The following is a 20,402-nucleotide window of genomic DNA, read 5'->3' as shown; positions in this document are numbered from 1 at the left end:
GCGTGTATCTTAGTAGCACGGCGGTTAACTTGCAAGCTGGCGCTGACGGACAGCCTCGAACAGGCAAATACCAGTAGCCACCGAGACATTAAGGCTAGAGACCTCCCCCGCCATGGGAAGCTTGGCAAGATTATCGCAGGCTTCGCGAGTCAAGCGCCGCATGCCCTTGCCTTCCGCCCCCATCACCAGCGCGGTGGGGCCGGTCATATCAATGTCAAAAACGCTGGCCTCAGCTTCACCAGCCGTACCGGTTATCCAGACACCGGCATCTTTTAGCTTGGCCAGGGTGCGAGCCAAGTTAGTCACTTGATAAACCGGCACCACTTCGGCGGCGCCACAAGCGACTTTACGCACCGTTGCATTGAGCGGTGCGGCTTTATCTTTCGCCACAATCACGCCGTGGGCACCGGCGGCATCCGCGCTACGCAGGCAGGCACCAAAGTTATGCACATCCGTCACGCCATCCAAAATCAGCAACAGCGGTGGTGTATTCGAGGGCCAGGCGCGTAGCTTAAGCCAGAGCGACTCTTCACCTTCAGGAGTTAACGGCGGACAAAACGCCACCACTCCCTGATGAGCCGCCCCCTGGGTTAGCTGATCAAGCAAATCCCGGGGCTGCTCTTTTACTCGAGCACCATGCGCCTGGGCCTGGGTAATCAGCTCTTTTAAGCGGCTCCCTGCCCCCTGCTGCACCCAAAGCTCTCGGGGCGCTTCGCCTCTGTCTAACAAGCTTTGCAATGCATGAACGCCATATACCTGATCCAAACCATCAGGGGTCTTGGGGCCCCGCCGTGAAGACGCCGACTTCATACTCAGCCCTTATTCGGTGATGGTTTGCGTGGGCCATTTCGCGTACGGCGTGGGCCGCGACGCGTAGCAGGCTTCTCGCTATTGGATGGTTTGTTACCAGATGCCTTAGCACCACCACCTTTAGCACCAGCGCCCCCTTCCCCACCGCGGCTCTTACGCGGCTGGCGGCGTGGGCGCGGCTTTTCATCACCCAGCCCAAAGTCAATCTTACGATCGTCCATATCGACACGCGCCACTTGGACGGTAAGACCATCGCCCAAACGGTAGGTCGTGCCGGTGCGCTCACCTTTAAGACGGTGCTTCTCAGCTTCGTAGTGGTAATAATCCGAAGGCAGCGACGTCACGTGAACCAAGCCTTCCACGAAGAACTCATCCAGACGCACAAACAGACCAAACTGAGTGACCGACGCGATGGTACCTTCGAACATCTCGCCAAGCTTGTCAGACATAAACTCACACTTCAGCCAACTCTCTACATCACGGGTGGCTTCATCGGCGCGACGTTCAGTCATTGAGCAGTGTTCACCCAGTTCAAGCATCTGCTCGAAGGTATACGGACACCACTTGCTGGGCGGCTCAACCGGCGCACCCTCCACGCGCAACACCGTGTTGGTCTGGCGCGGACCGCGGATCACCGAACGAATAGCACGGTGTACCAGCAGATCAGGATAGCGGCGAATCGGCGAAGTAAAATGAGCGTAGGCTTGATAAGCTAGGCCAAAGTGACCTTCATTCTGTGGCGAATAGACCGCCTGATTCATCGAACGCAGCATGACTGTTTGGATGATATCGAAGTCAGGGCGATCAGCAATCGCCTCACGCAGCGCCTGATAATCCTGTGGCGTCGGCATATCACCACCGCCAACAGAAAGCCCCAGCTCGTTTAAGAAGAGGCGCAGCTTGTCTAGGCGTTCTGGCGTTGGCCGCTCATGAATTCGGTAGAGCGCAGGCAAATCATGTTTATCCAGAAAGCGAGCAGTCGCCACGTTGGCGGCCAGCATGCACTCTTCAATAAGCTTATGAGCATTGTTACGGCTACGTGGAACGATTTTTTCGATTTTGCGCTCGTCGTTGAAGATGATCGCCGTTTCAGTAGTATCAAAATCAATTGCGCCACGCTCAACACGCGCTTCTCGTAACAAATAGTAAAGCTCTTCCAGATTTTTCAGCGGCTTAACAAGCTCGCTGTGTTCTGCCCGAAGCGCTTCACCCTCTTCGCTCTCCTCATCAAGAATGGCGGCCACCTTGTTATAGGTCAGGCGAGCATGGGAGTTCATCACAGCTTCGTAGAAGCGGTAGCGGCTAATCGCGCCGGTTTGCGAGATATTCATCTCGCAAACCATGACCAAGCGATCCACATGAGGGTTAAGCGAACAGAGCCCGTTGGAGAGCAGCTCCGGCAGCATGGGCACCACTTGACCGGGGAAATAAACCGAGTTGCCCCGAGTCCGCGCCTCATCGTCAAGAGCCGTACCGGGGCGTACATAGTGGGAAACATCCGCGATGGCGACGAGCAGCTTCCAACTGCCGGATTTGGTTTTCCAGGCACACACGGCGTCATCAAAGTCTTTGGCAGACTCATCGTCGATGGTAACCAGCGGTACATCACGCAAATCAACGCGGTGTTGCTTATCCCCTTCTAACACTTCTGCCGAAATACCGGCGGTCTGATCAAGCACTTCAGGCGGGAATTCTGCAGGAATATCGTAACTGCGAATCGCAATATCAATTTCCATACCGGGGTCCATACGCTCACCCAGCACTTCGATCACTTCACCCACCGGCTGTACACGGGTGGCCGGCTGCTGAACGATTTTGGCCGAGATCACCTGGCCATCTTTAGCACCACCGCAGGCACTATGAGGAATAATCACCTCCTGAGTAATCCGCGGATTTTCCGGTATCAGAATGCCAAACTCAGGAGTATTACTACGGTAAACGCCGACGATAGTTTGCGTGTTGCGTGCAATCACATCGGCAATGGTCGCCTCATCACGACCACGGCGATCGCGGCCGCTAATGCGCGCCAGCACGTGGTCACCGTGAAAAACGCGGCGCATTTGGCGCGGGGGCAATACCAGATCTGGCTTTTTGCCATCATCGCGCAGCAGAAAACCAAAGCCGTCTCGGTGCCCCAGCACCTTGCCTTTGACCAGATCGAGCTTGTCGATCAGCGCATAGGCGCCACGACGGTCACGCAGCACCTGACCGTCGCGTTCCATCGCCGCCAAGCGGCGCCTGACGGCTTCTATAAGCTCTTCGTCTTCCAGCCCCAGCATGCGGCTCATATTTTCGTGAGTGATCGGCTTGCCATAGCTTTCTAAGGCTGCAAGCAAATACTCCCTGCTTGGTGCTGGGTTGCCATATTTATGCGCCTCGCGCTCGGCGTGCGGATCATCACTTAACGTCCAATACTTCATGCGATCAACATCCTTGATGGCGTCATTTGCGAGAGGCATAAAAAAGGCGCAAACGCGTTGCGTTGCGGGCTGGATATTTCAACGCTTGATAGGCTGAAATGAATAGGGTTTTGTTTAGTCATAGGCGCAGTATAGCGCTGCACGTTCAATCACCCAACCGTCTTAGACGTTGTTTATACAATTTGCGTTATAAAAAGCACGTTAGGGGTCTTGCATTTAACCATCACCCCGGTATTATACGCGCCACTTGCCCAGATGGCGGAATTGGTAGACGCGCTAGCTTCAGGTGCTAGTGTCCGTATGGACGTGGAGGTTCAAGTCCTCTTCTGGGCACCAAACTGCTTTTATGCTATCTATTAGTATGAGCAGTACGGTGTTAAGCAAGGCAAGGTTTGTGTTCGCCCAGGTGGCGGAATTGGTAGACGCGCTAGCTTCAGGTGCTAGTGTCTGTATGGACGTGGAGGTTCAAGTCCTCTCCTGGGCACCATACGAACACAAACAGTAAGTAGTTAATTCAAGCGTTAGATGATGCGCCCAGGTGGCGGAATTGGTAGACGCGCTAGCTTCAGGTGCTAGTGTCCGTATGGACGTGGAGGTTCAAGTCCTCTCCTGGGCACCATGACTTACATGGGCCATGTCCGCATCATTGTTTAGCTTCCCCCTCTTTTTGAATTCCCCCCCCTAATACTGATTAACATTCAGTAAAATAGTGTATTCCAACGCTCTTCATCTCCCTCAAGGGTTCAACTCTTTGCTGTAGGCGGCTACATTTGTCAATCGTGCTCACAAGCACTCTGCAGTTCTTTGTGACCATTAGCAACGCCTATGGGCATCAGACTCTCAATGTAGTTAGCAAAGCTCACAACCACTATCCTGACACCAGCGTCATTTTTAATTCGGATTAGCTTCCGAACAGGCATGTAGTCATAGGTGAACGTCTCTATTAAATACTGCTGATATTGGTGCAATAAAAAAGCGGCCACCCTTCTCAAGATACCCCCCCGAGAAAAAGAAGCCGCTTATGTCACTGCCAGAGCTGTGCCATCAGGCGAAGATAAAACCTTCCGCCAGATATTTAGTCTGCATTTCATCGGACGAAGCAATGTAGGCCATTACATCACCCTGATCCACTTGTTCAGTTTCCAGCGCCTCAGACCAGTACTCAAGCCCTTCGGTATCTGGCGCACGATCAAAGGCGTTTTGGTATAGCAAGGTCAAAAAGTCATCATCACCAATGCTATCACCGTACTCGCTGACAAATTCGTCAGACTCGAAGAAGAAATCAGCAATATCCAACACGCTACTGCCCCCTTCACGAATACCGGCCCAGTAATCCAGCCCGCCAGCATCCGCCTCGCGATCAAATGCTACTTGATAAAGCGCCTCAATCACCGACACCTCAACACTATCCGTCACTTCGCCTAAATCGACAGATACCACTGCTGCTGATTGAGCGCTCTCGCTATCTTCAATGGCATACTCGAAGGTATCCACAGCAACCTCACCGGCCGAGGCTTCAAACGCAGAACCCTGGTCATAAACGAAATCACCGTTTTCCTGCAAGGTAACCGTTGCGCCAGACTCCAGTTCCATAGCGCTGTCAAAAACCACGTCTAGTCCATCAATGGCGGTAATGACAATCTCGTCACCGTCAGCATCCAGATCAGCACCGTTACCGTTATCCGCCAACAGGTTGCCACTTACCAACCAACCGAAACGCCCTACCAGGTCGTCGTTGTTCGCAACGGGCGTAGTATTTTGCACGGCATCGGGTTCTGGTTCAGGCTGTGGTTCTGGTTCAGGCTGCGGTTCTGGATCAGGCTGTGGCTCTGGTTCAGGCTGCGGTTCTGGCGAAATCACCTCAACATAGTCCTCCCTGGTCACACGGGGTGCTGCAAGAGCCGAATCGATGAAAGATGCATCACCGGTTAGAGCATAATCAAGGACAGCATTGTTGAAACTTGTAGTCCCAGGCGTTAATCCAGCCTCAGAGGCCAGCAGCTCAGCCTCAGCTCGGATATCTGCATCAAGAACATCACTACTGATAACATCGTTAGGGTGGCTTTCGTCATAAAAACTTTCGAGATCTTCATCACCTAGATAAGTGAATAAGCTATTAGCTTCATCTGAAACACGCCAGTCATCTCGGTATTGGCCGTAGATATCTTCAAATACGAAGGGCCGCTCAAGAACAGTGCCATCCATGAAGGTAACATCGTTAGATGGATCACCATCACCGTCGCCAAGAAGCCCCTCGACAGATCCGGCAAGATCTGAATTCAGGCGCACTTGGAAGTCGAGACGACCATTCAACACATCAACAACAAGGCGGCTATCGCCGTCATTAACCACACCGTCCTCACCAGCGTACACAAACGTATAGCGATTATCTTCCCTGAAGATTTTGTCATTCCCGACGTTCAACGACGAAAAATCTTCGATATCAGTTTCGACGCCATCTACAAATAGCGGTGCATCGTTAGCAGTATTTATCATTACATTAACGCCCCCCAGGGACGTTGCAACTGCAGATGTCGAACTTGCATTCTCGCCAATCGGCACGAACCGGGCTTGAATTTCAAACCCCGGCTCTTCAATCCCTCGCGAAAGCACGTATTCACCGGTTGCCTGAAAATCGTACCCTACCCCGTCTAGCGTCATTAAATGTGGGTCACCGGATACCGCCCCAATGGCCGTTGGACTCGGAAGAGGAGGAATATCAGCACTCGCAATCCCTCCCGAACGAACAGGAAAAAACCACTGCCCAATCTGACCAGTATTTCCCTCAACTTCGTCAAGTGCCAGGATGGCCTCTTGATCGCCGGATGCGGGTAATTCAAAAAACGCATCGGGATCACCAGTACCAGCGGTAAAGCCAGCACGCGCTACGATACCGCCTAGCCCATTACTCCCATCACTTGCGTCTCCTGTAGTCCAATCAATATTTTCATAGCGAAATTCAATGTCGAAATCGCCGCTGCCCTGATCCGAAAGAATTAACTGGAAAGCATTTAACTTGTCAGTTTTATTACTATAATAGCCAACATCATCCCACGTAATGATTAACCTGTCGTTTGCGGTGTCAAAATCATAATAAACAAGGTTTGATCCCGTAGAATTCCCACTAGGCGTTGCAGTGACCTCTCCACTCCGGGTGTCTATATCAGCAAAAAATGGTGTAATTTCTGGGTTACCAGAATTCTCAGTAATCACTGTTGGCGTAAAGGCTCCTCTCGAACCATTAAAAGTGACGCTACCATTGTTATTGATCCAAAGGCTATCAAACTCACGCCCAAAAAAGTTCAAGCCTTCTTCGAAGATTGACGTGATGTCAATTTCATCAGTTGAGCGATCATCATTACGCTGGAGAATATTTTCTCCAAACCCTGCTTCGCCACCAAGGCCCGAAATAAGAGAAGTCCCGTTAAAGGGCACTTGCTCTTCCTCTTCAGGTACTTCTGGCTCTTCTGAAATAATGATACTGCTTAGTCGATAAGAACCCGTTGCACCGGTATTAGAATAAGCATCCAAATAATAGGTACCAGTTTCTGAAGGAGTAAATCGAGCGAGAACATCTGGGCCACCGCCTCCATCATCCGCTACCACCCCCCCATCGTCCCATGGCAGCGGTCTACCGTCAGCGTGACGAATTGCAAGCGTTGGGTCAGCAAGCGTCGCTGTATCTTGCATGCCACCTAAGTTATTTTCGAAACTATGTTCGCCGCGTAATGCAAATGCATACTCAACGCCCGCCTCAAGCTCAACTCTAAACCAATCGGAGTCGCCTTCTTCCTCTAGCATACCCCATGCTTGATCTTCTTCGGGTTCCCTTACAACAATATTTCCATGTGTAGTTTGATCTGCAGGATAGTCCACCCCTTCTTCAATTAAATTTTGAATAAAATCATATGCATCCAGCCACCCTCTTTCCGTTGCTCTTCGAGCCGCATCATCTTCAGAAGCTCCATAAATCCAGCCCCATTCGTTTTGAACAAAGTCATTCTTCCATCGCATTTCAAAATGAAGATGGGAAGTAGCTCCTTCATAAGCATTATAAGGACCAATTTCGGCAATTTTATCTCCTATACTAACGTCAATAAAACTGCCCTCATTGTTAAGGCGCTGATGTTCGCCTGAATTCAAAAGACTATGGTTTAGATTTTGCAAATGAGCATAAAAAGAATAAACATAACCATCGTCATGTCCATCTGAAATCGATCCAGGCAAATCGTGTCGAATAATAACACCATTACCCCAAGCGTCACTTAAAAAACCTGAATAAATTATTTCACCGTCACCAATCGCATATACGGAAGCACCAAGGTCATCGTCCCCACCCCCCCAATTCCAATCAACCCCAGTATGATAATTGCGATCTCCCCCTATAGTAGAATCCTCCCAATGATACAAATAATCAGAAGAAATTGACCACTCATTAAAGGGCTTACTTTCATCACCTATGGGGTGCCGAAATATTGACGAATTACTCATTTTTATATCCTCATATATAAATAAGCTTATAAAAAAAGCCCATAAAATTACCGCAAGTCTAAGAGTAACAAGCCAAATGTCTAACCGGCTGGACACTGACGCAAAAAATTAAAAAATGCACTAGCATTAGCACTGCTTGGTGGCACTAATGCACAGGGTACTGGGATCGCCAAAGCGTAGGAAATCATTGGCGGTGCTGCTGGCAACGTAGGTGAGATCGGTGAGGCGTTGAATGCTTACCTGGATAGACGGGTCGTGTATGGGTTACCAATGTGCGCCAGTGCAGTAAGTGCAGCCCCTTTATCTATATAACACAGGAACAGGCATCATCTGCGACGGCTTCGAACTGAGATGCGTCTGGATCAGATAAGGTTCAATGACTCTGACCCCATTGACCACGAAAGGGGGTGACATCCCCCCTTCACCCTAGCTCTTAGTGATTACTCTTCCAGTTAAAACGTATAAGTAATGCCAAACACAGCCACTGGGAACACAGGCAACTTATCAATGTCGTCTTTGAGTTTTTGTTCTTCTGCGCGGATATCTTGCTGAAGGACGGGGTCGACGGACTCAAGATTACTGCTCGTCCTTAGCGATACATCCGTATCGGTAGCCACTAGCCCAAGCTCAGAAAACAACGCCAGACCCGCTTTATGGGAGCTACGCCAGCCAACGCCCACATACGGTTGAACACCGTCAGTAAGGGTAGCATTACCAATCACCGAGCCAATCTCGCTAGCGTTGTAGCTTCGGTTGTTAAGTTCATACACCGAGCCATCTTGCGGGTTACCTGTTACGCTGGCATCAATATCCGGCATCATAATCCCTGCCGAAAGAAAGAACCTGCCAGCAAAGGGAAAGTAATCCAATTTAACGCTAGAGGCTTTTAGGTCAAAGTCGGTATCGTAATTGACGCCATCCTGATTAAAATCGGTGTCATAGCTTAGACCATCGGTATAGCGCCCGGTCACCGCGAGATTTTCATTAAAGCGCCAGGAAACATCGGCCCCTAAGCCAGTCATACCCGCCACAGCCCCCACAGATACCCGAGGCTCAAAGGCGTGAGCATGAGTCGTAGCGACCAGCGCTACGGTTGCAATAACGCTTGCGGTTCTTTTCATCATCATGTGTCCCTTGCTGTTTTATCATCGCCTGCTCAATGGCAGGCTTGTTGGATGTGACGAAAGGCTTGTCATTATGTTTAGCGGCATAACGCCACTGCCAAAGCACCTACGTCACTTTTCTATCGCTTGGTGTAACCTGTGCATTCACACCAGCAATGTGAATTCGTTGACGGTTAAGAAAAACTACCAAGAAGAGTGTCTAACCAGTTGGACACTGCCGCTAAAAAGTTAAAACAAGCGGCAGTGCAGGCCTAAAACTGCTTGGTGGCACTAATGCGCAGCGTGCGAGGATCACCAAAGCGCAAGAAATCGTCGGCGGCGCTGCTGATGACGTAGTCAATATCGGTGAGGTTTTGAATGCTGGCTTGTATTGAGAGGTCGGGCATCGCCTGCCAGTGGGCGCTTAGGTCGTAGCGGGTGTAGCTATCCACATAAAAGCTGTTAGCCCGGTCGCCGGGGCGGCTGCCTTGGTAAACCACACCCGGCGTGAGGGTTAGCTGACTGATCGGCTGGTAATGCAGCAGCAAGGAGTGCTGGTGGGTGGGAACGCTGGGAAAGCGGTTGCCTTCATTGGCGTCGTTGGTTTTCTCCAGTCTGGCTTCCATGTACGTTGTGGCGGCAGTGGCTTGCCATTGATCATTCAATTCAATGCTTAGATTGGCTTCAGCGCCTTTCACCGTTTTCTCCCCCGCCAGCACATAGCGTTCAGCTATTTCCAGGTCGCGTACCAGCAGGTTGTTCTGGCGAATGTTAAACAGCGCCATATCCAGCGTGGCGGAGGGAGTCGGCTGCCAGTTAAGCCCCAGCTCGTGCTGAACACCACGGCTGGGGTCAAAGTAATTAGCGTTTTTATCCTGCCCTCGATTAGCCAGCCACGACTGACTATAGCTGGCGCGTAAAGTTAGCTGGTCATCAAGCGCCCAGGCCAAGCCAGCGGAATAACTCAACGTGCGGTTATCCGCTTCGCTTGTGCTGGCGTTTCCGCTCACATTGGTTAAACGATAATCCGTATAACGTGCGCCTAAAGAGAGGTCAAGCGTATCGGTTAGTTGACTTTTCTGACTCATTAATAGCGCAGATTCCTGCCAGTCGATATCGCCACTCAATGGGGTTAGTTGGTCTTGACTGGGTAGTGAGACGTCAAAATCCGGCTGATAAATATTCAAACTAAAATCGTATGATGAAACGGCGTCATCATAAGTTGACTGAGTTTCATGGTATGCCAGCCCCACGGCGGTTTCATGGCGCAGCCCGCCCAGTGCGTAGTCGTAATGCAAGCTAAGCTGACCGGTGTTTTGGGTAAAGTTTTCATCCACTTCCCGGTAGTAGCCTGGCAAGGGACTGTCTTCATCGGCCATAAACCAAAAGCCAACCCGCTTCTCTTCACGTTGACTGGTAATGCGCCGGTAAATACCTTCTAAACGAAGGTTAGATGCAAGTTGAGTGTCACTTTGCAGTTCAAAACGGTGGTATTCGCTTTTCGCGAATGAGGCGGGATGCACATAGGAGACATCATAAACTGGCGAGCCCTGAGCATAGACATTGTCAAAATCGTAGGGATAATTCTGGCGACTATACTCCCAGCTACCATTAAGCTCGGTGCTCTCTCCCTGCCACGCTACGCTATTGAGCAACGTTACCGGGCTTGAGTCTACGTTTTGCTTATCGCTATTAAGATGACGAGCCGCCAGCACCGTGCGGTAAGCCCAAGCACTGTGTGGTGCTAGCGGGCCGGTAGAATCCACCACCAGCGCTTGATAATCATCGCTACCCAGGCCAGCAGTAACGCTAGTGCTTGGCTGGTATTGCGGCCTTTTGGGAATAAAATTGACCGAGCCCCCTGGCACCCCAGCGCCATACCATGCGCTGTTATGGCCCTTGATAAAGTCTACCTGCTCGTAGGTGGCCGGATCGCGCACATAATAGCTCTGGTTATCCAGTACTCCATCCAATAACAAACGTCCACCTAGCGGGAACCCCCGTATCGAGTAGTCTTCCCCCATCCCTGCACCATTGCGGCTGGCTTGAACGCCTGGCACATAGTCACTCAGGCTTACCACAGAATTTGCATTGAAACGGTCTAAAAAATCAATGCTTAGGGTATTTTGCGTTTGATGGAATGGAGTTTGAGTTGTAGTGAGGCCAACCTCTTGATTCACTAACACTGGGGCATAAACAATTTGGGTCGCTAGCTCGACGGGCTTCTGGTTGTCATTTGCGGACACGGCGAATACAACGAGAGTATTTCCAATGGTTAACAGCGCTTGCCTAGGCTTGACCATGGTGGGTTTATTTAATGTCACAATGAGCACACCTTAACAATGCAATAGAGCGGCAGTTTGCCTGGAAAACATAGCTTGCCGTTGGCATCAGCGGCTTTCCATTCGGATTTAACGGTACAAGGTAACCCTGGGGCGGTTAACGTAACGGACAACAAAACTTTCTCGCCTGGTAGCGTGTTGGGAATGGCGATACGAGGTTGGTCCGGCTGGAGTCCCATGGCCATCCCCCCCACCTCGACAGGTGCATCCTGACAAACTAAAAATAAGTTTTCCCAAGGGACTTTGCCTGTATTCATGACCGCCCATGTTTTTACAAAGGTTTGATGCGGCATCACAGATGAGTAATCCGGGTACGTAACATCCTCGATAAAGGCGGTGCCCGCTTGGTGAGTAGTCGCCAGCCTACCGCGCATGCTTTTATGAAAGTAGGGATGAATAATGTCGAGCGGGTGAACACCGAGTGCCGAAGAGAGACGAATTAACGTTGAAAGCTTGCTCTCTGCCACGTCCCCACTGAGCAAGTTATACAGGCTTGCACGAGAAATACCTGCCCGCTCGGCCAACTGGGTTTTGGTGAGATTAGACTGTTCAATTAGTTCATTTAACGATGTTGAAAACCGTCTCCCACTCATAAAGGATAGCCTTACAATTAGATGTGCTTGACCTTCCTGATCGCACACCCAAGAGGTTTTTTTGAAATCATCCTTTAAGCCATTATCATGATAATTAAAGCAAAATTCAATAAAAATTAATTTTAATTAAGCCTAAATTAGATGTCATTAATTTAGGGTGAGAAATAGAAAAGCGGAACGATATGGCTTGGATACAAAAGGCATTCGACAACTATTGATACCGCCCCGGCCGCTTTGCTACATCTTCCAGCGCCCACCCTTGTATACGCAGCTCACCTTCCAGTACAGCCTCAAGCTGTGGTGTCAGGTCGGGGAAGAAGTTAAGCCCTGTGCGTGCCTCAATCTCATCGATGGTCACCAAATAGTCATCCAGTGGCTCATTGCCCCGAACGTCTTGTGGCATGATGAACGCCAACGCCAATGGTGCCTCGCTGTGGGGCGCCACTATGATCTTGTAAAAAGCCGAAGGCACTTCGACCAGCCCCACCCGGTTGAACACGTTATCCATAAAGTGTTCTGGGTAAATGGGGCCGGTAATCACCTGCAACCTTTCAAAGCGTGGCGCAAAGTGATCCATCACCGTTTCTTCTAACCGCTGCCAGAGCTGTCGGTTCAGATTGGGCCGTTGCGGAGACATATTGCTCATTAGGAAGGTATCGACCTGAGCGCTGCGCCCATGCACCGCTGCAATGGCGTAGTTTGGTGCTAAATGGCCTCGGTCGTAACCGCTACCGGCGTAGCTGTCGGTGCCTATCGGCCATAGCGTGCGCCAATCGGCTTGAAAATTTGGCCTTGGGCCGATGCTCGAGTCGTCTACTGCTTCAACCTGATAACTTACCCATAGCGGATTGACCCGCACATCGGACCAGCCTACCAAGTAGCCATCATTGCGCAGCACTCGGTGCATCGTAGTGGGGCGAAACTCCTCCCACGTTGGCACCCCCATCCAGGTGTAAGCATCTTTATGCTGGCGCTCCTGAAACTCCCACAGCCCTGTGCCAACTACCACAAAAAGCACAGCAATGCCCAGGCGTCGCCCCTGTCGACGCCAGCTCAAAAGCGATGTTCCCAACAGACTTTCCCCTTGTTAAATGCTTACATTAGCGCTTTTTCATTTTCACTGCGTTCGTGAACGCTTTGCGTGTAACCAAATAATAAAGGGCTACCAACCCAAAGAGAACATGGTTTCAAGATCGTGGCGGGAGTGAACCTGCATGGCATTCAGGGTTTCTGTATCGCTGATACCTTCTACGGCGTTCAGGCGCTCAGTCACCAATTCAGCCAAGCTTTCAAAATCACGGGTGCGAGCAATGGCCACTAAGTCGTAGCGGCCGCAGGTGGAGTACACCTCGCTAATGCCCTCTACATCGGCCAAGCGCTCGGCCACGGCCTTGACCTGGCCTTTATCGGTATTGATTAAAATGACTGCGTTTTGCATGGCGCGCCCCTTAAGAGAAAATGGTCATAAAAGTAGTGTCAAAGCTGGGCAGAGTATAGCAGCGACGAGGAAGCGAGCGCAGCACCCGGCGACAGCGTGACCAATTGTCGCTATTCCAGCAGCACTATTCGCACAACCCTTATACATCCGCTAGCATGTAGTTTAAGAATAGGGTTGAAAACGGCTGGCCTAAATTGTAGTAGGTTGAAAAAAATAGTAGGTCGAAAATACAACTGATTGAAAGATGTAGCAGAGAGCTCCGGCTTATAAGACTACGCGGAGCACAAAGAGGTGGATAACCACCCAACAACGTGACCAAACGTCAGACCGTGACGATAAGGAGAAATCATGGCTAATAAGAGCCGTCGTGACTTTATGCGCAACAGCATGTTGGGTCTTGCAGCCCTTCCACTGGGAGCTGGCATTCTTTCTAAAACTGCTTTCGCCCAAGAGCTGCCGCGTCTTGATCCTTCCGCAAGCAACGCCCAAGCGCTTAACTATGTAGAAGACGCCAGTGAGGCCAGCGATCATCCCGCTTATGAAGAGGGCGAACGCTGCGATAACTGCATGTTCTTTAATGCAGACACTGAGGGTTGCCAGCTATTTCCAGAGAATAGCGTAGCACCCGCTGGCTGGTGCCAATCCTGGACTGCTCAGGCTTAAGCATTTAAAACTTGATAGTCGTATAAGCACCTCTACCCCGCCATTTGAGCGGGGTAGTTTTGTTTAAGACACACTAGCAGCTAGGCTTTGTACGAAAACTGCCTGCGCTCAACAATACTGCGTTAAAAATCGCCTCGAAATGCTCATTTACACCCCGTAAACTCTGCTTTCTCGTTGATTTTTGCCTTGTCTAGTCTTCGCTCGCCGACTTTTCGTACAAACCCTAAGAAGCCGGGCTTTCATCCTCTACCGGCCAATGAAAACGCCGCGTTACCCGTCCCTCTTCCAAAGAGACAAGATGAACAGGGAAGCCCCATAGCTGCTGTAGATGGCGAATCACCGGATAAACACTGCGGCCTAATGGGCGGCGACTATCCTGCACGTGATGGAGTGTTAGCGAGCGATCCCCACGAATAGCCGCTTCAACCACTTGAATATTGGGTTCGCGAACAGAGAGCGCGTACTGAGTGGCAAGCGCTTCCCGAACCTGGCGGTAGCCCTGTTCGTTATGAATTGCTGCGACTTCAAGGGTCTCCACCTGATCGTCATCCACCACCAAAAACAGCTTATGGTCACGCATCACCTTCGGCGATAAAAACTGCTGAATAAACGACTCATCCTTGAAGTTGCGCATCGCAAACTCCAGCGTTTCCCGCCACGGAGTGCCTGCAATATCAGGGAACCACTCGCGATCCTCATCGGTGGGTGCTTCGCAGATCCGCTTAATATCCATAAAGATTGCAAAGCCAAGGGCATAGGGGTTAATCCCACTGAAGTGAGGATGATCAAACGCTGGCTGGTTAATGACCGCCGCATGAGACTGTAGAAACTCCAGCATTAATCCCTCATCGACATTGCCATCATCGTAGAGCCGGTTCATCAGCGTGTAGTGCCAAAAGCACGCCCAGCCCTCATTCATTACCTGGGTCTGCCGCTGAGGATAAAAATACTGTGCCAACTTGCGCACAATCCGCACGATCTCACGCTGCCAGGGCACCAGCAGCGGCGCATTTTTTTCAATAAAGTAGAGCAGGTTCTCTTGAGGTTCTGGAGGATAGTGGCCGCCGCTGTGCAAGCCCAATGGGTCATCGTCAGCATGCAGGCACCCCGTTGACAGCGGTGAATCGCTGATAGGTGCCTCCGGAATGGTACGCCAGAGCATATTCACCTGGGTTTGCAGGTAGCTTTCACGCTCCTCCTGGCGCTTCGCTTCTTCCTCGGCAGAGATCGGCGAGGGCCGCTTGTAACGGTCGACCCCATAGTTTTGTAGCGCATGGCAAGCATCCAGTAACTGCTCAACGGCCTGCACGCCGTGGCGTTCTTCACACTTGGCGATATATTTACGCGCAAACACCAGGTAATCAACAATTGAAGAGGCATCGGTCCAGGTGCGAAACAGGTAGTTACCTTTAAAAAAGGAGTTGTGGCCGTAGCAGGCGTGAGCCATCACCAACACCTGCATCATCAGCGTATTCTCCTCCATTAAATAAGCGATGCAGGGGTCGGAATTGATCACCAGTTCATAGGCTAAACCCATCTGGCCACGCTTGTACGCCTGCTCGACGGCTAGAAACTGCTTGCCGAACGACCAGTGGTGATAGCCCACCGGCATGCCTACACTCGCATAGGCATCCATCATCTGCTCGGTAGTGATGACTTCTATCTGATTAGGATAGGTATCTAGCCGATACTCATCAGCGAGCCTGGCCAGCTCCGCATCAAAACGCTCCAGTACACTGAAGTTCCAATCGGAGCCGGTGGCAATCGGCTTACGCTTGCGGGTCGCACTCATAGCCCCCTCCTCTACACGCGGTCACTAACCTGTATACAAGGTCACTAGGACTGGCTTAAGCGGCGCTTAAACAGTTCACGAAAGACCGGATAAATATCGCCCGCCTCCACAATTTGGCGCATGGCAAAGCGCTCGGGGAACTCTTTCACCACACTTTCGTACTCATGCCACAGTGACTGATGGTCATGGGGCGTGATCTCAACGTAGGCGTAGTATTGCAGCTGCGGCATCAACTGTTTGACCAGTAAGTCGCGGCAAATATTCGAGTCATCATCCCAGTTATCACCATCGGACGCCTGGGCCACATACAGATTCCATTGGCCAACGGGATAGCGCTTTTCGATGATTTTATTCACCAGGTTCAGCGCACTGGAAACAATCGTACCGCCGGTTTCCCGCGAGTAGAAAAACTCCTCTTCACTGACTTCCCGAGCAGCCGTATGGTGGCGCACAAAAACCAACTCGACCTTCTCGTAGTGCTTCTCCAAGAACAGATAGAGCAGCAGGAAAAACCGCTTGGCGATGTCTTTGTGGTTTTGGGTCATCGAGCCGGAGACATCCATGACGCAAAACATCACCGCTTGATTGGAAGGCTGAGGCTGTGCGCTTAGTTGGTGGTAGCGCAGGTCGTAGGTGTCAATAAACGGTACGCCCGCGATGCGCTTCTCCAGGCGCTCAATTTCGGCTTTCAGCTCGGCAATGCGGGTGGGATTACGCAGCACCGTGTCCTTGCGTTCTTCGGCCTCCAGGGCATCAATCGCCTCTCTTAACGCCCGTTTAATCGGTGCGCGCATAGCAATGCGCCGAGCATAGGCTTCGCGCATAGAGCGGGTAATGCTAATCCGCGACGGCACACCGTCCCGGGAGAGCCCCGCCCGCACCATTTTGACCTCTTCAAGCGATTTCAACGGTTTGCGCTGCAAATGGGGCAGTTCTAAACCGTCAAAAACAAACTCCAAAAACTCTTCGCGGCTCAGCGTAAAAGCGAACTCATCGACGCCTTCACCCTGATTAGAGGGGCCGCCCTCGCCTGCGCCACCACCGCCCCCCTGCCCACTGGGGCGGCGGATTTTATCACCGGCGACAAACTCTTTATTACCGGGTGAAACGATATTACGCGCCCCACCCGGACCATGCTGGAAGACCGGCTCGGAGATATCCTTTGCCGGTATCGAAACGTTCTCACCACGCTCCATATCCGTAATCGAGCGGCGGTTAACGGCCTCTTCAACCGAGCGCTTGATATGCTTACGGTAGCGCTCCAAAAAGCGCTGCCGGTTCACCGCGCTTTTATGTTTCGCGTTCGGCCTTCGATCAATAAAGTAGGTCATACGACCTCCTTAAACGCTCATCTTAAGCACACCATCCATTACTGGGACTTGCGCACGCGCAGATACCACTCGGATAGCAACCGCACCTGTTTTTCGGTGTAGCCACGATCGACCATCCGCGCCACAAAGTCTTCGTGCTTTTTCTGATCCGAGCGAGAAGCCTTGGCATTGAACGAAATCACCGGCAACAGCTCTTCGGTATTGGCGAACATTTTGTGCTCGATAACGCCCTTGAGCTTTTCATAGGACTGCCAGCTCGGGTTCATACCGTTGTTTTGCGCCCGCGCCCGCAGCACAAAATTGACCACCTCGTGGCGGAAGTCTTTGGGATTCGAGATACCCGCGGGTTTTTCGATTTTCTCCAGCTCTTCGTTGAGCGCCTGGCGGTCTAGCAACTCACCGGTCTCATGATCACGATACTCTTGATCCTGAATCCAGAAATCTGCGTAGGTCACATAACGGTCAAAGATATTCTGGCCATACTCGCTGTAGGATTCGAGGTAAGCGGTCTGGATCTCCTTACCAATAAAGTCCACGTAACGAGGCGCCATATATTCTTTGATAAAGCCCAAGTAGCGCTCAAACACTTCCGATGGCAGCTGCTCACGCTCCAACGCCTGCTCAAGCACATAAAGTAAATGGACTGGGTTAGCGGCCACCTCGGTGCTGTCGAAGTTAAATACCTTAGAAAGAATCTTGAACGCAAAGCGGGTGGAAAGCCCCTGCATACCCTCGTCAACGCCTGCGGCGTCGCGGTACTCCTGAATCGACTTGGCGCGAGGGTCGGTGTCTTTCAGATTTTCACCGTCGTAAACGCGCATTTTCGAGTAAATATTGGAGTTTTCCGGCGCTTTTAGCCGTGACAGTACCGAGAACTGGGCCAACATGCGCAGCGTGTCCGGTGCGCAGGGCGCGGCGTTAAGCGAAGAGTCTTCGAGCAGTTTTTGATAGATCTTGATCTCTTCGGTAACCCGCAAACAATAAGGCACCTTGACGATATAAACCCGGTCAAGGAACGCTTCGTTATTGCGGTTATTGCGAAACGCCTGCCATTCCGACTCGTTGGAGTGGGCCAGGATCACGCCATCAAAGGGAATCGCCCCCATGCCTTCGGTGGGGTTGTAATTACCCTCTTGCGTCGCGGTAAGCAGTGGATGCAGCACCTTGATCGGCGCTTTGAACATCTCCACAAACTCCATCAGCCCCTGGTTAGCACGGCATAAACCGCCGGAGAAGCTGTAGGCATCCGGATCATCCTGGGAGTAAAGCTCCAATTGGCGAATATCGACTTTACCCACCAGCGACGAGATATCCTGGTTGTTCTCATCCCCTGGCTCGGTTTTGGAAATAGCGATCTGGTTAAGCCGTGATGGGTACAAACGCACTACCCGGAACTGGGAAATATCGCCGCCGTACTCATTCAGCCGTTTTGCCGCCCAGGGCGACATTACGCTGCGCAAATAGCGCTGTGGGATACCGTACTCTTTCTCGAGCAGTTCGCCGTCCTCTTCGGGTGAGAACAAGCCAAGCGGCGACTCGTAGACCGGCGAGCCTTTAATGGCATAGAACGGAATCCGCTCCATCAGCAGCTTAAGACGCTCTGCCAGCGACGACTTACCGCCGCCCACAGGGCCAAGCAGATAGAGAATCTGTTTGCGCTCTTCAAGCCCTTGAGCCGCATGGCGGAAGTAGGAGACGATTTGCTCAATGGCCTCCTCCATACCGTGAAACTCGGCAAAGGCTGGATAGCGACGAATCACTTTATTGGAAAAAATACGTGATAGACGCGGGTCTTTCGCCGTGTCGATCACTTCAGGCTCGCCTACGGCTTCCAGCATGCGCTCGGCGGCGCTGGCATAAACCTTCGGATCACGGCGACAAAGCGCCAGGTACTCCTCCAGGCTCATGTCCTCTTGCTGAACGCGGGAAAAACGGTCTTGAACGTGATCAAAGATGCTCATGAAACTCTCCTGTGGCCCATCCCCAGGCAGTCACCGTCAAGCCAAATGTTACGCAACGGCGTGCCAAACGAGGTGTCGCTTTTTTAGCGTAGTCAGCATTAGCAAAAAGTGATGACTAAAACCTTCAACGCAGCAGCGATATAGATAAGAGAATTATTCAGACGAATAGTTGCGTTAGTCCAAGCATCTCAAATAAACGCAAAGCGCTAAAGCAGTGATGTCGCTGCTTTAGGCAGCGACATCACTAGGTCAAAAGCGCCCAACAGCGGCAAAAAAGAGAGTAACTGACGGCTTTAACGCTCAAGTACCGCGCGAATATCGGCCAATAGACCATCCAGCAATTCAACGGTGGTGTTCCACGCACATACAAAACGCGCGCCACCTGCGCCAATAAAGGTATAGAAGGTCCAGCCTTTAGCTTTCAACGCTTCAATAGCGTGGGGCGGCAACTCAACGAACACGCTATTGGCTTGGGTAGGGAACATGAGCGATACGCCGGGTAGCGCTTGCAGCCCTTCCGATAGGTAGCGCGCCATCTCGTTGGCGTGCTGTGCGTTGGTTAACCAGGCACCACTTTCTAGTAGCCCTAACCACGGCGCTGAGACAAAGCGCATCTTGGAAGCCAACTGCCCTGCCTGCTTGCAGCGGTAGGAAAAATCTTCGGCTAATTCACGGTTAAAGAACAGAATCGCTTCGCCAAACGCTAAGCCGTTTTTGGTACCCGAAAAACACAGCGCATCCACTCCCACCTGCCAGGTAATTTCTGCGGGAGTGGCATTTAGACTGGCGCAAGCGTTGGCAAAGCGGGCGCCGTCCATGTGCAAGCGCAAGTCATGTTTATCGGCAATGGCACGAATCGCCATGAGCTCTTCCCGGGAGTAGAGCGTGCCCACTTCGGTGGCTTGCGTGAGCGATACCACTTTAGGTTTTGGGTAGTGAATATCGCTGCGCTTGGTGACCAGCGCCTCAATGCCTTCCGGCGTTAGCTTGCCATTGGCACCCGGAGAGGTCAGCAGCTTCGCTCCGTTAGAGAAGAACTCTGGACCGCCGCACTCGTCGGTTTCGATATGCGCCAGCTCGTGGCAAATAACGCTGTGGTAGCTGCGTCCCATTGCAGAGAGTGCCAGGGAGTTAGCGGCGGTGCCGTTGAAAACGAAGAAGACATCGCAGTCGTAGTCAAACATCTCGCGAAAGCGATCCGCGGCACGGGCTGTCCAGAGATCATTACCGTAGGCCAAGTCATCGCAACGATTGGCTTCTAGTAGATATTCCATCGCCTCCGGGCAGATACCGGAGGTGTTATCACTGGCTAAAAAACGCGGGCTACACTCCGAGGTCATGACGACAGTCCTTTTATCTGGCGATCGAACGGCGCGAGCTGGGTGCCACTCGCGCCTTTAATATCTAGCTATTCTTAATAACTAGATTAGTCATTTAGTCTATCGCCATTTATGGGCT

13 protein-coding genes and 3 tRNA genes are annotated in these 20,402 nt (G+C 51.6%); 4 read left to right on the top strand and 12 right to left on the bottom strand.

What is annotated here, in order from left to right:
- Positions 1-24 precede the first annotated feature (24 nt).
- The gene (rlmB, locus tag K7H09_RS01260; RefSeq protein ID WP_009287665.1) at positions 25-810 is read right to left on the bottom strand and encodes a 23S rRNA (guanosine(2251)-2'-O)-methyltransferase RlmB; all 786 of its coding nucleotides are present in this window, start codon (positions 808-810) and stop codon (positions 25-27) included.
- A gap of 2 nt (positions 811-812) precedes the next feature.
- Positions 813-3,230, bottom strand: a complete 2,418-nt coding sequence (gene rnr / locus K7H09_RS01255; protein ID WP_022522722.1) for a ribonuclease R — start codon at positions 3,228-3,230, stop codon at positions 813-815.
- A gap of 249 nt (positions 3,231-3,479) precedes the next feature.
- On the opposite strand from rnr, the gene K7H09_RS01250 reads away from it, so the two are divergent.
- The 3 genes from K7H09_RS01250 (at position 3,480) to K7H09_RS01240 (ending at position 3,849) form a co-directional block, all read left to right on the top strand.
- Positions 3,480-3,566: transfer RNA gene (locus tag K7H09_RS01250), tRNA-Leu, on the top strand.
- A 64-nt stretch (positions 3,567-3,630) separates the two neighbouring features.
- Positions 3,631-3,717: transfer RNA gene (locus K7H09_RS01245), tRNA-Leu, on the top strand.
- Between the two features lie 45 nt (positions 3,718-3,762).
- A tRNA-Leu gene (locus K7H09_RS01240) sits at positions 3,763-3,849 on the top strand.
- Positions 3,850-4,274: 425 nt separating this feature from the next.
- On the opposite strand, the gene K7H09_RS01235 is transcribed toward K7H09_RS01240, so the two are convergent.
- The 6 genes from K7H09_RS01235 to K7H09_RS01210 form a co-directional block, all read right to left on the bottom strand.
- A complete protein-coding gene (locus K7H09_RS01235) occupies positions 4,275-7,721 on the bottom strand; it encodes a nidogen-like domain-containing protein (RefSeq protein ID WP_230803239.1) in 3,447 nt (1,148 codons plus the stop codon).
- Positions 7,722-8,173: 452 nt separating this feature from the next.
- Positions 8,174-8,842, bottom strand: coding sequence for a hypothetical protein (locus K7H09_RS01230; RefSeq protein ID WP_230803236.1), 669 nt, complete (start codon positions 8,840-8,842; stop codon positions 8,174-8,176).
- 254 nt (positions 8,843-9,096) lie between these two features.
- Positions 9,097-11,148: a TonB-dependent siderophore receptor gene (locus tag K7H09_RS01225; protein WP_230803234.1), complete on the bottom strand. Its 2,052-nt coding sequence runs from the start codon at positions 11,146-11,148 to the stop codon at positions 9,097-9,099.
- Complete coding sequence (locus tag K7H09_RS01220; RefSeq protein WP_230803232.1) at positions 11,145-11,759, bottom strand: NBR1-Ig-like domain-containing protein; 615 nt, start codon at positions 11,757-11,759, stop codon at positions 11,145-11,147. The genes K7H09_RS01225 and K7H09_RS01220 overlap by 4 nt, the downstream gene beginning before the upstream one ends.
- A gap of 211 nt (positions 11,760-11,970) precedes the next feature.
- Positions 11,971-12,816, bottom strand: a complete 846-nt coding sequence (locus K7H09_RS01215; RefSeq protein WP_039859681.1) for a DNA/RNA non-specific endonuclease — start codon at positions 12,814-12,816, stop codon at positions 11,971-11,973.
- 105 nt (positions 12,817-12,921) lie between these two features.
- Positions 12,922-13,197: an Lrp/AsnC family transcriptional regulator gene (locus tag K7H09_RS01210; protein ID WP_008958975.1), complete on the bottom strand. Its 276-nt coding sequence runs from the start codon at positions 13,195-13,197 to the stop codon at positions 12,922-12,924.
- 348 nt (positions 13,198-13,545) lie between these two features.
- Here K7H09_RS01210 and K7H09_RS01205 point away from each other — a divergent pair, with 348 nt between their 5' ends.
- A complete protein-coding gene (locus K7H09_RS01205; protein ID WP_022522716.1) occupies positions 13,546-13,860 on the top strand; it encodes a high-potential iron-sulfur protein in 315 nt (104 codons plus the stop codon).
- Positions 13,861-14,083: 223 nt separating this feature from the next.
- On the opposite strand, the gene K7H09_RS01200 is transcribed toward K7H09_RS01205, so the two are convergent.
- From K7H09_RS01200 to K7H09_RS01185, 4 genes are all read right to left on the bottom strand, one after another.
- Complete coding sequence (locus tag K7H09_RS01200) at positions 14,084-15,652, bottom strand: SpoVR family protein (protein ID WP_159177036.1); 1,569 nt, start codon at positions 15,650-15,652, stop codon at positions 14,084-14,086.
- Positions 15,653-15,696: 44 nt separating this feature from the next.
- Positions 15,697-16,983: a YeaH/YhbH family protein gene (locus K7H09_RS01195; RefSeq protein ID WP_009287655.1), complete on the bottom strand. Its 1,287-nt coding sequence runs from the start codon at positions 16,981-16,983 to the stop codon at positions 15,697-15,699.
- A gap of 38 nt (positions 16,984-17,021) precedes the next feature.
- On the bottom strand, positions 17,022-18,944 hold the full coding sequence (locus K7H09_RS01190) for a PrkA family serine protein kinase (protein ID WP_009287654.1): 1,923 nt from the start codon (positions 18,942-18,944) through the stop codon (positions 17,022-17,024).
- 293 nt (positions 18,945-19,237) lie between these two features.
- On the bottom strand, positions 19,238-20,284 hold the full coding sequence (locus K7H09_RS01185) for a threonine aldolase family protein (protein ID WP_009287653.1): 1,047 nt from the start codon (positions 20,282-20,284) through the stop codon (positions 19,238-19,240).
- Positions 20,285-20,402 lie beyond the last annotated feature (118 nt).

This window comes from Halomonas sp. IOP_14 (genome assembly GCF_021021315.1).
GTDB classification, from domain to species: domain Bacteria; phylum Pseudomonadota; class Gammaproteobacteria; order Pseudomonadales; family Halomonadaceae; genus Vreelandella; species Vreelandella titanicae.
This window is presented reverse-complemented; position numbering and strand designations above follow the sequence as displayed.